Raw genomic sequence first — 15,949 nt, 5'->3', positions numbered from 1 at the left:
AAAAGAAGGAGCGATATATTATACCGCTCCTTCTTTTCTTATATCATGATCATTCTTTATTTCTTTATGTTGAATGGTTACATCTTCCAGCAAATGTCTCACAATTCTCTTTGCTGCTTTACCGTCTATATGATCAAAAAACCTGTTTCGGAAAGCTGTTACCCTCTTCAAATCAAAATTACCTTCTGCAATCCATTCCGTTAGCTGATTCGTTTCTGTGAAGAATGGTCCTGGTATGATATCTAAATAATCATAATAGAAATCTCGTTCACTAATATATTGCTCCAAATCATCCGCAAAAAAAGCGATAGGGCGCCCAAGCAAACTAAAATCAAAAAATACGGTAGAATAATCCGTAATAAGGATATCCGCTAATGATAGCAATTCTTGGATAGTAAAGGAATCCTTCAAATGATATGCAAAATCACGCTCATCGTCCGCAATTTCTATGCCATCCTGCATATATGGATGAAGATGGATAAGCAATGCGTAGTTTTCCCCTAGCTTTTCCCTCATCTCTCCTATATGAAGCGGACAAGTAAATGCATCTTGATAGTGGCTTTTCCCGCGATAGGTGGGTGCATATAGCAGCAGCTTTTTCTGTCTTAATTCTGGATATCTTTCATAAATTATTTTTTTTAGGCTTTCCCTTTTATTCTCTGAAAAAAAATAGTCTGTTCTTGGAACACCAAAAGGATAGATTTGCTTTGCCGGCATTCCAAAGGCCTCGCTATAATATTTCACTACCTCCGCAGCACTTACGTATACCCTTGCATAGTTAGAATGGATTTTAACATGCCTTAAATATTTTTCACTCGGGCCAAAAGGCTTTCCAATAGTACTTAACCCTACCTTTTTTAACGCCCCGGAGCCATGCCAAAGCTGAATAACTTCCGTTCCCTTTCTTGGTTTAATGACGTAGACAGGAAAGTAATAATCATCAATAATAAAAAAGCGAGATGTTGCCATTTCATACATGGCCTTTACTAAATGAAAAAAGTAGTCAATCTTTCCTCTTATGGAGCTATGAAACTTTTTAAATACAAAATGATAATGATAGTCGGGAGACTGTCTTTGGAATTCCTCCCAAACAAAGTATAAATTATCCTTAAGAGTATCAGACCGATACGATGCAAAAGTGATCTTCTGTTTATTTATTTTTAAAAATAAACAGAAGCAAGAGTAAATGCTTTTCATAGTATATTTTACAATAATAGTAGGTATTAACCTCAACGATGACATTTCAGGTACCTGCCTTTCACTAGAAAGAAGCATCCGTGCCTGTGACATGAGTATTGCGTGTTTTACTTTTTACTATATGGTTGTTAATAAAACTCACTTGTTTTTCTAATACCTGTTCTTGATTTTCCTTTGAATAAAAAATGTTCAGTACACGCTCTCTCTCTTCACGGTATTGCTCTGGTTGTTCCATCATGTCCTTTAATGAATGAAGGAGTTCATGGAATTCCTTTGGTTTCGGCCCTGGAGTTACATCAAAATAATCAAAATACATTTCGTTTGATTTTTGCAAATACATTTCTAAGTCATAGCAATAAAAGACAACTGGCCGATCCAATAACAGATAATCTGTATAGCAGCTTGAGTAGTCCGTCAGCAGAATGTCCGTATACTTCAGCAAAAACTGTGGATCATACGATTTATTGCTTACATCTATAATATTCTTGTATTTTTTTGAAATACTACCACTGCTGTACATATGTCTTTTCACGATAAAAAGATAGCCCATTTTTCCACAAAATTCATCTAGCTTCTCGAAATCAAATACAAGATTAATAGGGGTATCTAATTTCCCAAAATTACGGTGTGTCGGCATATACAAGATTACTTTGTTATTTTTTATATAATCTGGAATTTTCTCGTCCTCTTCTGAATCCTGAAAGAAAATATCATTTCGAACTTGTCCGAGCTCGATTACGTTCTTTTTATCTACCAAAAAGGTTTCCGGATAATAGGAGGAAACTCTCGGGCTCGTGGAAACAACATAATTGACTCCCGCTGAGTTGGTTTTTAATACTAATTTTCCAAAGAATCGTTTTACAAAGCTACTGTTATGCAAAATCTTATAGGAAAATGTTTTGCTGTGAGCCCCCCAGACCTTCTTGAGTCCAACTCCATGCCATGTGTTATAGGAAATGGCTCCCCCTAAAAGCACTTTAGAAAAGTCATCATTAATGGAATGGGAATGAATGACCAATTTTGCTCTAAGTTGATAATAGATTCCCTTTAAGGAATGATGCTTATAGGAAGTAAATCCTTTCTCATTAAGCTCCTTTACCACTTGCTGGCTTTTAGTAATCCAGATACATTGATAACCAGGGTTTTTCACCATTTCTAAAAAGAGATACTTCGGATTCCCTCGAAATCCCATTCCATTTTCTGCACCAAATACGATGATTTTTTTCGATCTTGGAAAAAGCTTTGATGCAAAATATAGAATGACAACGATTGTGCGCTTTAACAACAGCTTGAATTTACTATAGTTTTTATTTACGGAAAAAAGAATTAATACTAGTAAAATAATCTGGATAATATTAATAATCGCTTGATTAAAATGCATTGTTACCGCCTCTCTAAGTTGAAGATTACATTATTTGTTCTGATAGTTCCTTTGTATCTGCAATTGTTTCATTGATTGGCTTTGTAACCTGTTTGCGAACAACAATATTTTGCCCATCCAAACAAAGGCCGGTTTCCGAAAGGAGATGATCGACTACTTCCCCAACATGCTCCGGCTGCATAATGGTACTTTGATCTTCGTCTGGTGCAAGTACTCTTCTTAGTTCTGTTGCGCATCTTCCAGGAGAAATACAATATACTAATATTCCATACTCTGATAATTCCTCCGATAATGTTTGCGACATGCTGATAATCGCTGCTTTGGATGATGCATATGCAAGCCAACCCGGACGAGCAGAGCTTCCGGCAGTGGAAGCGACATTCAAAATTTTCCCGCCTGTTCTCTTCATAAACTTGACTACTTCTTTTGTTATATAGAATATGGAATGTACGTTAACTTTATAAGTAGTTTCCCAGTTTTCAATAGAAGTCTCCAATAGAGATTTAGGTTCCGCGTAGCCAGCAACATTTAGCAAATAATCGATGGAACCAAATCTAGTTCCTACAGACGAGATTACTTCTTCTACTTCCTGATAATTTGTTAAGTCCATAGCATAGCATTCAATATTTTTTTCTTTATTCATTTTACTTGCTGTTTCTTCCAGCCCATCCTTTGTTCTAGAAATAAGAATAATATTTGAAATATCTTCTCTTTGACTGAGTGTAACCGCAATCGCCCTGCCAATTCCTCTGCTTGCCCCTGTAATAACACATGTTTTTGACATCAATTATCCCTCCATTAATATATACTCTTTATATATGATTTCCGCTATTTTTCGATCGATTGGTTTGGTAATTTTGATATTATAATCACTTCCGGCAAGCACCCTGATATTGGAATGAAAATAATGGAAGAAAAGGCTAGCATCTTCCGTGAAATTCATTCCTTCTTCCTTCGCACATTCATGTGCATACAGTAGTTTCGGTTTATTAAATTTTTGAGGCAATTGGACATTAATCAGCTTATCTCTCTCCAAATTATTCTCAATATACTCCTCCCCCTCTAAAACAGTGAAAGGAATATCCAGCCCATAAATAGCATTCTCCACATCTTCGTATATCAATTTTCTAAATTCCTCTACAGTGACAAATGGTCTTACTGCCTCATGAATGATAACGCTTTCGAACTTTGTTTCCAAAAGTCCCTTGTAGACAGAATCCTGTCTTGTTTCACCGCCTTCAATACAATAGATAGGGGTTGTAAAACCATAGTGAAAAATAACCTCTTCTGTTTTCTCAATAAATTCCTTCGGAGAGGGAATAATAATTTCTTTTATTTCCTCCATTAAATCAATTTTTTCCAAGGCATGAACTAGAATTGGTTTTCCACCAATTAACAAAAATTGCTTTGGAATATCAAGCTGCATCCTCTTGCCAACGCCGCCTGATAAAAGAATAAAGCTACACTCTTTCAAGAAGTTCACCTCGTTTTATGCAAATTCTAAAAATCAACTAAATTCAAATAACTTTGAAAAGTATTATACTATAAAGAAATGCTGTAATGGAATAAAAATTTGTGAGTATCTACCTACTTACCGTGAAGATGAAATATGTATGATATAATAAGAAAAAAGTGGATATTTTATCCATAAGCAGTGAAGGGTTCTACAGAAAAAATCACTTTCAATTTAGTTACAATGATTTACTAAAAGGAGTGGAAAATTTGAGGAGTCAAAATAGGTTTGTAGGCTATGTAGGCACATATACAAAGGGAGACAGCAAAGGAATCTATTCATTCACCTTAGATGCAGAAAATAAAAAATTGAGTGATATAAAACTCGTTGCTGAACTCGCTAATCCTACCTACGTCGCTCTTAGTAAGAATAACCAATTTCTTTATTCGGTTGTAAAGGAAGGAGAAAAAGGTGGAATTGCATCATACTCGATTTCAGATGACTCAGGAGCTCTGAAGCTAAACAATAAAGAATTGTTACCAGGGGCTTCCCCTTGTCATGTTAGTACCAATAGCAATAACCATTTTGTTCTATCAGCAAATTATCATAAAGGTACCGTAGAGGCATACATTACAAACGATGATGGTAGTATTCAACCTGCATTTTCTATTATTGAACATCATGGTTCCGGTCCGAATCCGGAGAGACAGGAAAAGCCTCATACCCATTATGCTGGCTTTACACCTGATGAAAAATATGCTGTTGTGATCGATTTAGGAATTGATGCATTAATTACTTACAAAATAGATGATAAATCTTTAACGGAGGTTTGCAGTTTATCTGTTAATCCCGGCAGTGGTCCAAGACATTTGGAATTTCACCCAAATAGGAAATACGCTTATTTAATGACCGAGTTAAGCTCTGAAGTTATTGTTCTGGAATATAATGTAGAGGATGGAAGCTTTAAGGAATTGCAATATATATCTGCTATACCAGAGGGCTTTACAGAAAACAGTCAAGGGAGCGCTATACATGTTACCACTGACGGCCGCTTTGTATATGCTGCTAATCGCGGGCATGACTCGATTGCCGTTTTTAGCGTTCACCAAGATACAGGAAGGCTTACTTTTGTAGAACATGTTTCAACGGAAGGTTCTTGGCCGCGAGATTTCGTCTTAGATCCCACTGAGAAATTTCTCGTTGTCTCCAATGAGGAATCTGGAAATCTCGTTCTATATTCAAGAGACATTGAATCTGGCAAATTGACCCTATTACAGTCTGATATTTCAGTTCCTTATCCAGTTTGTGTGAAGTTTTTTCATTATAGTATGTAAGAAAAGGCAGCTTAGCAGCTGCCTTTTTCCAATTATTCCATGATGTTAATATATAGGTTGTATTTCCTTAGCTGCATCAAACATCCATTCAAATTGTCTTAGTCTAATCTCAAACAAAGTTAAAGGGTCTTGATATTTTTGAGGATTTGCTCTTAGATTTTGCAAAGTATTATGCTGGTTATTTATTTTTTCATGTGTTTGTTCTATAAGTTGGTCCATCATTGTTAGCGGCTCTTTAAAGAACATAGTGATATCTCGTTCTAAGCCCTTTTCAAACAGATCAAATTGGTGCATAAATTTATTGGCGATAATGACGGAAGTTTCGTAGTAGTCCTCATTTTCGACCATGTTTTTATACTTCGTATAAAGCATCGTTTTATTTTGCTGAATGGCACCAAACAGCTTTCCTGCACCCTTTAGTAAAAGTTGAGTTGGGGTATTTCGAGATAAAATATTAATTTTCTCTAGCCTTACGGAATTGGTCATTCGATCTGCATCCCGGCTCCAGTCATCTATTACCCGAAAATCAAACTCTAATTTTAATTTTGCTTCCCCATACAGATGGTTGAAGCCCTCACACATTTCATCAAGATATTCCTTGCATTGATTGAATTCCCCTTGGGAACGTGAAATCCATTTTTTCAGGTGGCCATAGTATTTTGGTAAAACATCTTGATAAAGATAGTCATGAACTCTATTATTCATCTCATCATTAAGCTCACTATGAATTCTTCGGAAATCGCTGTCCTCTTTAATAAAGTCCGTACAACCCTTCAAAATGGACGGAATGGTACTAATGATTTCATTTCTAATTTCTTCAACAATAATTTGATACTCCGTTTGTATCTGCTGAGTCTTCTCACCCTTCAGATCTTGAAGCTGATGACGTGCACCGCTTAGTCTGCCAACAATATCCTCTTTCCAGCTAATTGCTTCCACCATTTCGTTTTCCATTTTTACTCGTTTTTCTAAAAGCTCTGAAATCAAATGACGGATTAAATATAAAAGATTCTCCGTCCTTCCCTGCTCTCTATTTACCGAATGTATTGCCGTCTTTATAAATTCACTTAATTGGCTTAATTGCTCATCACTTTCATATACGGAAGAATACGGATACACCTGTGCACCCGGAAAATACTCGGATAATCTTGACTCCGTTTCTTCTATTATTCTATTAACTTCTCGCTCACTATATATGGTATCAATTTTATTTAATACAAAGTGTATTGGGAGGCCAGGCATGAATTTTTGAATTTGCAATAAAATATCACATTCTTTATCTGTAAAAGGAACATTCGCATTCAATACAAATAATAGACTATCTGCGAGCGTCAAATAGTGGAAATAATCATTTCTACCCTTTGAATTCCCTTGAAAACTAGGTGAATCTATTACGGCAATCTCATTTTCACTTAAAAATTTGTTAGGCATTTTGAAATCAATTAACTTCATTTGAAGTTGAGATGCAGTGGAAGCCTGAAAATCGGAAATGTCTGCTATTTTTTCTACACTTTCCTCTCTCACTTCCTGGATATCTAATACATCGCTATTCTTAAATAAAACAATGGATGATGTAGATGGCTTTAAAATATTTCCACCAAGAATGGAGTTAATAAAGGATGATTTACCATTCCCAGTTGGTCCAATAACCATTAGGTGATGAGCATCCTCATCCATTAATTGTTGTACCATCCATTTCGTTCTTTCTGATACTTCCAGCTCATGATCACCTGACCATCTAGCAATAGCTTTAAATAGCCGTAGACTATGTGTGAATACCTCATCCGCACTTTTTGCCTGACAAATATTGTACTCCGCATCTGATATAACAGAAGGATCCAGGCTGGATGGATACACTTCATTCCATGCTAAAATTGCAGATGCTACAAAGATTTTATCCGATGAACTTGATATTTTTAGCCAATTTGTTATAAGGTCAGGAACGATTCCTGAAATTTCTTTTATAAAATATTGACCTTCTAGTAAGTGGAAGTAAGTTTCTTTATATAGGGAAGATATACGACTGTTTTCCTTCAATTCCAAATCTAAAAGGATACTACCAAGCATATTCAGCCACTCTAAATAGCAATCTTCCTCGCTATAACTTTCCCAAAGCGATATGAGAGTTTGTTCAAAGCTGCTTTGTTCCACGTCGTAAACCGCCTTGATGAAATCTCTGAAAAAGTTTGGAGGATATGTTGTCGTCCACCCCTTTTTTACATATCTAACGACACATTGAAACCATGTAATAGACTCCGTTCGTATCGCTTCACTTACAGCAAGCTGTACAGCATCCTGTACCATTTCCTGTTTTTCATAAAAAGCACGGGCGATTTCTGTAACATTCGGATAGTCAGGATTCAAAGAAACGGCTTCCTTCAATGTCCTGTCTGCCAAATCGATTTGCCCCTGATTTATATATAAAGAAAAAAGCTGCAGAAGAACTTCCATTTGCAGAGTAGTTGAGTCTGATTTGATTGATTTGTAAATGTCCTCAGCATCCTTTGCTAAACCAAGTTCCACATATGCATCCGCCATATTTTTTCTAGCCCATGGCCGAAGCTCATTTTTTATGTTTTCCCACTTAAATATTGCTGCCTCAAAATCTTTATAATGAAAATATAATTCTCCCTGGGCATAACGAATATAAGAAAGGTCCGGCAGCTCGTTTTGCTGCTCTAAAACATATGCATCTCCAAGAACCTGGATCGGCTCTCTTTCTTCTTTTTCATTTATATATGTAGCCTTATAATAGGTTTTATGAATCAAATATTCCTCTAATGTCATTTTTTGAACCCCCGGTGTACTATTTTTTTGTGTAAATGCAAAAGAGTATTATCTAGAGGACTGCTCCAATTCTATCTTATTATTGTAACAAAGTACTTTATGCGTTTAATTTCATTTTCCTTTCAATTGTTATACAGAAATATGTCTGTTTCATAACAAATGCACAAGACAAAGACTATTTTTTTCAAAGTTATCACTGGGTTAGGTACCGAGCTAGCTTTAAAAAAAATAAAAAAGTATGCCATCTTCGGCATACTCATCTATCTTTGGTAATTTAATTCCCAATGTATTCCGTATTTATCCGTTACTTTCCCATACAGAGCATTCCAAAATGTTAACTGAAGCTCCATCGTTACTTTCCCGTCTTTAGACAATTTCTCATATACATTTCGTATTTCCTCTTCACTTTCAAAATCGATGCCCATGATTATATTTGTTCCTTTATTGGATTCATTTCCAAATATGTCATTAAAGTAGATGGCATAGTTTTCATTAAGATGCAATTCCGCATGTATATATTTCCCTTCATGCCCTTTAAACATTTCCACTCCATCTGCAAGCTGAATGTTTTTAATTTCTGCATTAAAAACTTCAGCATAATATTCTATAGCTTCCTTGCAATTTTCAATAATTAGTCGAGGGATAATCTTGTTCATCGTTCTCCTCCTTGTATTCTCATACAACAATAATGTCTAAAAGCAGTTTTCGAATAGATTGTTAAAATCCAAAAGCTGATTTTAACTTATTTCTTTTCCTGGATGGTTATTAATTCTAAGGCAGTATCAGCCCTGAGGCATCTTTTCTTCAAAGGGTTAGTCATCCTGATAAGATGCTTTTCTAAAAACTATCTTATAAGAAAAGGGCCTTGCTAAAAAAAATTATATATTTTTTAGTCATGAAAGACAAAGCTCATCTTCCCTTTTCTATTTACATTATCTATATTAAAAATAGGAGGGAAAGAAAAATGGAGAAAAAAATTGCCATTGATATCTGTAAGCAAATCGATCATTACCTAAAAAAGCCAACTTCTTATGAAATCAAAAAAATGGAAGTCGAGGATGGAATTATACATGGATTCCATCAATGGACAAATGGAAAGCATATTATTGCGGGCTATCATATATATAAACCCGACGAACCTGGCTATTTTCTATTATTTATAGATTGGCATCGAAATGACCGATATTATTTAGTTATTTATCCTCAGAATAAGTCAACAACCTTAGCGGAACTGCAAAATATAAGTATACTTAAGAGCAAAACGGTTATTACCTGGAGATATAATCCTTTAAAGCGAGACGGTAAAAATCAGGAACGGAAGGCTTATTTTAAACAATTATTCGGGTCTACGGACATTCAAATACCAATCCCGGAAAACTTACAAGAAGTATCTCCATTTTTCGATCAACTGATTTTATTATGTCAAAAAAGAATAAGGGCAGATCGAATAGTCGATATATTTGATTGTTAAAAATAATTTTCTCACTACCAAACACGATATGTTAAGGAAAATTGGCAGGGGAAGTGTCATCTCACTTATGGCAGCATTCCCCCTCTAATACCCTCTTACTATTTCATTAATCCAATCCTGCTCCGAATTTCTTTCATAAACGGAGTGCTTTTTTGCCTTGCCTTTTCCGCACCAGCAAGAAGAATATCATTAACCTTATCCGGATTTGCCATAAGCTCATTGTATTTTTCACGCGGCTCCTCTAGATAAGAATTCATGACTTCGAATAAGTCCTTTTTAGCATCTCCCCAGCCGATGCCGTTTCCATACGCTTCTCTCATCTTTTGGATTTGTTCAGGAGTAGCAAATTCCTTGTATAAATCGAATATAATAGATTGGTCTGGATCCTTCGCTTCATTTGGCGGAGTCGAATCCGTTTTGATTTTTTTAATTAATTTGTAAAGGGTATTTGCATCTTCAAATAATGGGATAGTATTGTTATAGCTTTTGCTCATCTTTCTGCCATCCAACCCCGGAAGAACAGCCGTTTCATCATCCACTTTAAAATCAGGTAAAATGAATGTTTCTCCATAATTTTTATTAAAGTATTCTGCAATATCACGAGCAATTTCAACGTGCTGAATTTGGTCTTTACCAACTGGAACCATATCCGTTTGAAACATTAAGATATCAGCCGCCATCAAAATTGGATACGTAAATAGTCCCATGTTAACACCGTCATCTACTTCCTTACCTGCCTGTTTATTTTGCTCAACGATTGATTTATAAGCATGCGCGCGATTCATCAATCCCTTTGGAGAAAAGCATGCAAGTATCCAAGATAGTTCAAAAATCTCCGGTATATCCGATTGGCGATAGAATATTACCTTCTCAGGGTCAAGCCCAAGTGCTAACCATGCTGCTGCCACACCAACAGAAAGTTTGCGTAGCTCCTCTGCATTTTGCGTTTTTGTTAGACCATGATAATCTGCCACAAAGTATATCGGCAGGTATTCTGGATTCTTCGCTAATTGCAGTGCTGGCTTGATTGCACCAATATAATTTCCTAAATGAATCTTTCCTGTTGGCTTAACTCCTGTTAATACTGTCTTCATTGTAAAACCTCCTATAATTTCGAAACACAAAAAGGGCCCCCATCCAAAAAAGGACGGGAAGCCCGTGGTGCCACCTTCATTCGTCTATCCAAACAGATAAACGCACTTAAATCGCACGGAAATATTTATTTCGATGCGTTGTCTCTTTTAACGGTAAGACCTATCCGCTAAGCCTACTATTAGTTCAGCCCAGAAGCTCGGAAGCCCATTCAGTAAAAGTCCCACACTGATTTTCACCATCCATCAGCTCTCTAAAGTGTTTCCTATACTTACTCTTCTTCGTCATAGCTACATATTTTCTATCAATAATTTTACGACTTTTCCACGAAAATTACAATACTACATCCCTTTCCATTAATAAGGCATTGCATCGGTCCATTAAAAAGGTGAGAAAGCTTAAAGAATCCGCAATTTTTTCTTCTCGATTAGGATAATAAGTCTCCCCTACTTTTTCGCGTATTCGAATCGCTTCTTGTATGATATTACTCCATTTACTTGGAAGCTTTGTCAATGCATATTTTCCTGCTCCTGCCTTCGAGATGATTTTCTGTTCATTTATTGTATAATATTGTCTTAAAACGCCCAAAATAGACCACTCTATTTCCTGATCCACTAAATCATCCGGTATAGTGGTGAAATCGATATTTCCAATCATTTCCACACGGTTTTTCCAATAGGAATTCATGTTTTTATCAACATATTGAACCAAATCTTCCTCTGTTACCTCTATTTTTAATGCTTCAATAGATCGGCCAATGACTCGTATTCCATGATATTTTAGTGTCCACCACGTAATGGGATTAAGATTAAAAGCATTAGTTGGATGCATCTCCCCACCATTATAAAAAGGTGTAGGGCTATTTTCATTATTTTTTCCAATGTCCATCTGCTGTACATACATTCCGTCCATTTCCGGCTTCCTATATTTCGCAGCAATAAATTGATGAATTTCCCCCAGCGCATAAATCTCTTCTTTCTTTAAGCAACGATTTATCACAGTTATAAAATCTATATCACTGGAATCATCAAAAGAATTTAGGGCAACCGAACCATGAAGGTAAATTCCTTCTATGCAACTAGGAAGTTGTTCCTGAAGCAAATCACTATAATCTTGCATTATACTGTTAACAATTGTTGGTATCATAGAAGCCCCTTTCTCGGATCCATTTCGTAAATATAATGAATGATCCTTTTTCCCATTTTAAAGCCAGATTTCTCATATAATTGTATTGCGGAAGTCGGATTATTAGCATCGACAGATAAACGAATGTGATTAATATCATGTTCCTGCATTCTATTCATTATCTCACTCAGCAATGCCTTACCTATTCCTACTCCTTGATAATCCGGAAGGACAGCTAATGTAGAAATAACTCCGCGTTGTGGTCCTTCCTCCTTTCCGCAAATAAAACCAACAGGTTCCCTTCTTTCATTTAAGCAAAGAATATAGAAATCCGGTGAAAACTCCAGACTATTAAACTCAAAGATTACATTTTCCTTTTGAATTTCACTTTTATTTTTTCGCCATGAAAAAGCTTCGTTATCTATTTTTGCCCAGTATTCAGCATCTTCCGTGGTTGGCCTTTTAAAGGAATACCCCTTTGGCAATACAGGCAGTGGAATTGGAATATTAGATTTCCTCCAATTATAGGAAAGCAAGTCCGTATACTTCGCCAGTTTAAATTTTATTGCTAATTGATTCTGGCCATCTATATTCAACCAAACCATATGATTGTAGATTATTTTGATATTTTCCTTTTCAGCTCGCTCTTTTAAGTGCATTAAAGTGTGTGTTAAGAGCAAAGAACCTATCCCTTGTCTTCTATACTGATAATGAACGGTTCCATAACTATAAACATTAATAAACTCATCACTCTTGATAAAGCATAAGGATTGATATGCAATTACTTTCTCCCCGTCCAAAACAACAAAGGTATTCTCCCTAATCTCTTCACCTGGCTCATCTAAGAATTGGTTAAATTCTTCTATTGTTGTTTTGTGTTTTATATTATGATAGCTCGCATTTTCATTTATTAGTTGCACTGTTTTACTGGTATATGAGTTATGGAATGGCCAAACATTTGTTCCAACCATACATGATTCTCCCTTTATTAAGATCTCTTAAAAAATTTTACACATCTCTTTATTTAATTTCTTTATCCTTAACCATATTCCTTCTAGAACTGGTTGTACTTTAATACAATTAGAACTCTAGACTTTAATTGCCACAGCAAATTAGGTCTTTAATCATACCTTCAATCCAAAAAGTAGGAATTTATACTTAGAAACTTAACTATCTCTTAATCGTAAATTTATCTAACCATTTAAATTTGGGGGAGAAGTAATGAATCGTAAAAAAAGAACTTTTTCATCCTTATTCAGTTTATTGAGCTGTATCTTTATCCTGTCCGCTTGCAGTATTGCGAAACCTAGTGATTCAGGTACTAAAGCCTCAAAAGTACAGGAAAATAAATATGAAAAGCTTGTCGAGGAAAAAAATAAAGAAATGGAACTTGAGCCACTCGAGCTGACTTCCTATAGTAAAGAAATTGGCGCATCGCTTATGAATCCGGAACATAAGAAATTTGCGGTGAATGGAAAAGTTACAGTGGAAGGTGCTATTGAAAAGTACACCCAATTAAAATCTGAGTATGCTTGGATTAAAGTTTATTCTAAGAATGGTGGTCCTGCTGGGGATCAGTATGAATATTACGCACCTATTCAAGAAGGGAAGTTCAAACAGGTTATTCACTTTTTTAATGGAGAAGGAGAATATCGTATACTCGTTCAACTTCCTAGTACAGACCGCGAAAATTATTACTATGATACGGCCGAATTTGAAGTTGAAAATGTAAATCCTCAGCCTCAACGGGATGTGACGTATACTCCTTTTGGACAAATGGCCGGACTAAACATCCATTTAGATTCTAGCTTTGTTGAAGAGAATGGGATTTTCAAATTAACAGGAAAAGCAGGAGAATTAACAGACAAGGATACCTTGATGATTACCCTTAGTAAGGATGCACAAACATGGAAGCAGATTGTTCCGATCAAAAATGGAAAATTTTCATACGATGTCCCTTTATATTATGGTCTAGGGGTACACAAGCTTGAGGTATTAGTTCCAGATAAAGAACGTGAACATTATTATCAATCTGCAACAACGATTTTAATAGATAATAAGTCTGACCAGAAAATGGAGCCAATCGAATATACTACTACTTATTCAGAACGTGGCGTAACACTTGAATATCCTCTATTTGGAGGGGAAGAATCAGAGGAAACCTTTAACATTAAAGGCTCCATTGACCCTGATGCAACGTTTGCCTCTAAAACAACACATATTTATATCTCAACCAAAAAGGGGGAGGATGAAGCCTTAGATGTCATTCCTGTTAAGGATTTTAAATTTGATGATTCATTTTATTTAAGATTTGGTCCAGGAACATATAAAGTGACGATAAGTGTACCTGAAATCAAAGAGGAAAATAGTAGTTACTTCCGATATTTTGGTGTTGCAAGTTTTGAGGTTACCTCAAACTTCCCTAAAGATGAAAGGAATCTTCTTCCTTCACGTGGAGTTCAATCAGATGCTCCCCAAATCAAAGAACTGGCAGAGGAGCTTACAAAAGGTAAAAGTTCAAACCGTCAAAAAGCAAAAGCCATCTATGATTATGTCGCGAAAAATATTCGTTACGACGTGAAGAAATACAAGAATGCAGAGTTTCAATGGGATGACAGTGCTTTAAAAACACTCGACTTAAAATCCGGTGTATGTCAAGATTATGCCTATTTAACGATTGCGCTACTAAGAGCTAGTGGTATGGAAGCTAGATTTGTAGAAGGAATGGCTGGTCAGCTGTGGCCAGAGAAACACGCATGGGTAGAAGTGAATATGGACGGCAGCTGGTTGACAATGGATCCAACATGGGGGGCAGGCTATTTAAAAGATGGCCAGTTTGTTCCTAAATTCACAGCAACATATTTTGATCCTGACATGAAGGAATTTAATAAAACACATACTCGTACAGGTGTAAGTTATTAAGCATATGTCAGCTGAGAAGGCAATCATCCTATCTATTTAAAAATCTTTATTATCAATAATTTAAGTTTACTAATGCTCTTAAAACAGTAAAATAGACTTAACTATGTTAAAGGTGGCATTCGTATGAGGATAGAATCCAGTTGGGTAATGATGAATGATAATATCGAAGTTTTTTTAAAATCATGGAAACAAGAAAACCTTCCTCCATACGCCATTCTGCAATTATCCCACGGCATGGCGGAGCATATTGAAAGATATGATGAGTTTGCAAGATTTTTAGTGTCAAAGGGGATTTTTGTGTACGGTAATGATCATCGCGGCCATGGTCACACAGGTGAAAAGGCTGGGTTGCACGGATATTTTAGTGATGGAGATGGATTTGAAAGGGTTGTCGACGATCTTTATGAAATAAATCAAGTTATTCAACATGACTATCCGAAAGTCCCGATATTCCTATTCGGACATAGTATGGGGTCATTTTTGGCAAGAAGATATATTCAAAAGTACGGTGATTCCATTAAAGGGGTAATTATATCCGGTACCGGAGGCAGTGCCGGTTTGCTTGGCAAGATTGGAAAAATGCTAGCACAAAGAGAAATGCGGAAAAATGGTCCTACAACACCCAGTCCTCTGATGAATCGCCTTACTTTTGGCAATTACAATAAAAGCATCTCTAACCCAAATACGGAGTTTGATTGGTTGAGCAGCGACTCATCCGCGGTCGACAAATATATAAATGATCCTTTCTGTGGTTTTGTTTGCAGCTCGGGATTTTTCCATGATTTAATATCAGGAATAGAAAAAATCCATCAAAACAGTACCATTCAATCTATACCGAAGAATTTGCCAATTTTTATTTTTAGTGGAGAAAAAGATCCTGTGGGAGGAAATACAAAGGGTGTTAGGAAAGTCATTGAGCAATATGAACGGAATGGATTAAGAAACATTGATAGTGTCTTCTTCAAAAATGGTAGACATGAGATGTTAAACGAGGTAAATAAGTTGGATGTGTTTGTTGCTATTCAAAATTGGTTATTTCAACAATTAGAGCAGTCTAATGAAATAAGCGGACACTGATTCCGTTATTTTCTCTAAATACTCCTAAAGAATGATTAAGAGGACACGGGATACGTTATGTACAAAAAAAACAGAGAAAAATCATTGTTTTTTGTAGTATAACGAATTCT

The 15,949-nt window shown here is 35.9% G+C and carries 13 protein-coding genes and 1 other annotated feature; of the genes, 4 read left to right on the top strand and 9 right to left on the bottom strand.

What is annotated here, in order from left to right:
* Positions 1 to 18 precede the first annotated feature (18 nt).
* Genes KHA87_RS16925 through KHA87_RS16910 form a run of 4 tightly spaced genes read right to left on the bottom strand, consistent with a single transcriptional unit; the run spans position 19 to position 4,052 of the window.
* The gene (locus KHA87_RS16925) at positions 19 to 1,242 is read right to left on the bottom strand and encodes a CDP-glycerol glycerophosphotransferase family protein (protein WP_213095363.1); all 1,224 of its coding nucleotides are present in this window, start codon (positions 1,240 to 1,242) and stop codon (positions 19 to 21) included.
* Between the two features lie 19 nt (positions 1,243 to 1,261).
* Entirely contained in the window at positions 1,262 to 2,578 is a 1,317-nt protein-coding gene (locus tag KHA87_RS16920) for a CDP-glycerol glycerophosphotransferase family protein (protein WP_213095362.1), read from the bottom strand.
* Positions 2,579 to 2,603: 25 nt separating this feature from the next.
* On the bottom strand, positions 2,604 to 3,362 hold the full coding sequence (locus KHA87_RS16915; protein ID WP_213095361.1) for an SDR family NAD(P)-dependent oxidoreductase: 759 nt from the start codon (positions 3,360 to 3,362) through the stop codon (positions 2,604 to 2,606).
* A 3-nt stretch (positions 3,363 to 3,365) separates the two neighbouring features.
* Positions 3,366 to 4,052 carry an IspD/TarI family cytidylyltransferase gene (locus KHA87_RS16910; protein ID WP_249310552.1) on the bottom strand — a complete coding sequence of 229 codons (687 nt, stop codon included), beginning with the start codon at positions 4,050 to 4,052 and terminating at the stop codon, positions 3,366 to 3,368.
* Positions 4,053 to 4,300: 248 nt separating this feature from the next.
* On the opposite strand from KHA87_RS16910, the gene KHA87_RS16905 reads away from it, so the two are divergent.
* Complete coding sequence (locus KHA87_RS16905; RefSeq protein ID WP_213095360.1) at positions 4,301 to 5,365, top strand: lactonase family protein; 1,065 nt, start codon at positions 4,301 to 4,303, stop codon at positions 5,363 to 5,365.
* Positions 5,366 to 5,410: 45 nt separating this feature from the next.
* On the opposite strand, the gene KHA87_RS16900 is transcribed toward KHA87_RS16905, so the two are convergent.
* Together KHA87_RS16900 and KHA87_RS16895 are read right to left on the bottom strand one after the other, a co-directional pair.
* A complete protein-coding gene (locus KHA87_RS16900; protein WP_213095359.1) occupies positions 5,411 to 8,152 on the bottom strand; it encodes a dynamin family protein in 2,742 nt (913 codons plus the stop codon).
* Between the two features lie 260 nt (positions 8,153 to 8,412).
* Entirely contained in the window at positions 8,413 to 8,808 is a 396-nt protein-coding gene (locus tag KHA87_RS16895; RefSeq protein WP_213095358.1) for a VOC family protein, read from the bottom strand.
* 308 nt (positions 8,809 to 9,116) lie between these two features.
* Here KHA87_RS16895 and KHA87_RS16890 point away from each other — a divergent pair, with 308 nt between their 5' ends.
* Positions 9,117 to 9,623, top strand: a complete 507-nt coding sequence (locus tag KHA87_RS16890) for a hypothetical protein (protein ID WP_213095357.1) — start codon at positions 9,117 to 9,119, stop codon at positions 9,621 to 9,623.
* Positions 9,624 to 9,721: 98 nt separating this feature from the next.
* Here KHA87_RS16890 and KHA87_RS16885 read toward each other — a convergent pair whose 3' ends face one another.
* The 3 genes from KHA87_RS16885 to KHA87_RS16875 all read right to left on the bottom strand — a co-directional run bounded on the left by KHA87_RS16885 (position 9,722) and on the right by KHA87_RS16875 (position 12,811).
* Positions 9,722 to 10,717, bottom strand: a complete 996-nt coding sequence (locus tag KHA87_RS16885; protein WP_213095356.1) for a tryptophan--tRNA ligase — start codon at positions 10,715 to 10,717, stop codon at positions 9,722 to 9,724.
* 46 nt (positions 10,718 to 10,763) lie between these two features.
* Positions 10,764 to 11,012: a binding site (T-box leader), on the bottom strand.
* A gap of 36 nt (positions 11,013 to 11,048) precedes the next feature.
* On the bottom strand, positions 11,049 to 11,861 hold the full coding sequence (locus KHA87_RS16880; RefSeq protein WP_213095355.1) for a nucleotidyltransferase domain-containing protein: 813 nt from the start codon (positions 11,859 to 11,861) through the stop codon (positions 11,049 to 11,051).
* Positions 11,858 to 12,811: a GNAT family N-acetyltransferase gene (locus tag KHA87_RS16875; protein WP_213095354.1), complete on the bottom strand. Its 954-nt coding sequence runs from the start codon at positions 12,809 to 12,811 to the stop codon at positions 11,858 to 11,860. Before KHA87_RS16875 ends, KHA87_RS16880 begins: the two co-directional genes overlap by 4 nt.
* A 250-nt stretch (positions 12,812 to 13,061) precedes the next feature.
* On the opposite strand from KHA87_RS16875, the gene KHA87_RS16870 reads away from it, so the two are divergent.
* Together KHA87_RS16870 and KHA87_RS16865 are read left to right on the top strand one after the other, a co-directional pair.
* The gene (locus KHA87_RS16870; RefSeq protein WP_213095353.1) at positions 13,062 to 14,762 is read left to right on the top strand and encodes a transglutaminase-like domain-containing protein; all 1,701 of its coding nucleotides are present in this window, start codon (positions 13,062 to 13,064) and stop codon (positions 14,760 to 14,762) included.
* Positions 14,763 to 14,885: 123 nt separating this feature from the next.
* Positions 14,886 to 15,839 carry an alpha/beta hydrolase gene (locus tag KHA87_RS16865; RefSeq protein ID WP_213095352.1) on the top strand — a complete coding sequence of 318 codons (954 nt, stop codon included), beginning with the start codon at positions 14,886 to 14,888 and terminating at the stop codon, positions 15,837 to 15,839.
* Positions 15,840 to 15,949 lie beyond the last annotated feature (110 nt).

Source organism: Bacillus sp. FJAT-49736 (assembly GCF_018343615.1).
Classification (GTDB): domain Bacteria; phylum Bacillota; class Bacilli; order Bacillales; family Bacillaceae_C; genus Margalitia.
Note: the sequence above shows the minus strand (reverse complement) of the source record. Positions and strands in the feature narration are given on the sequence as shown.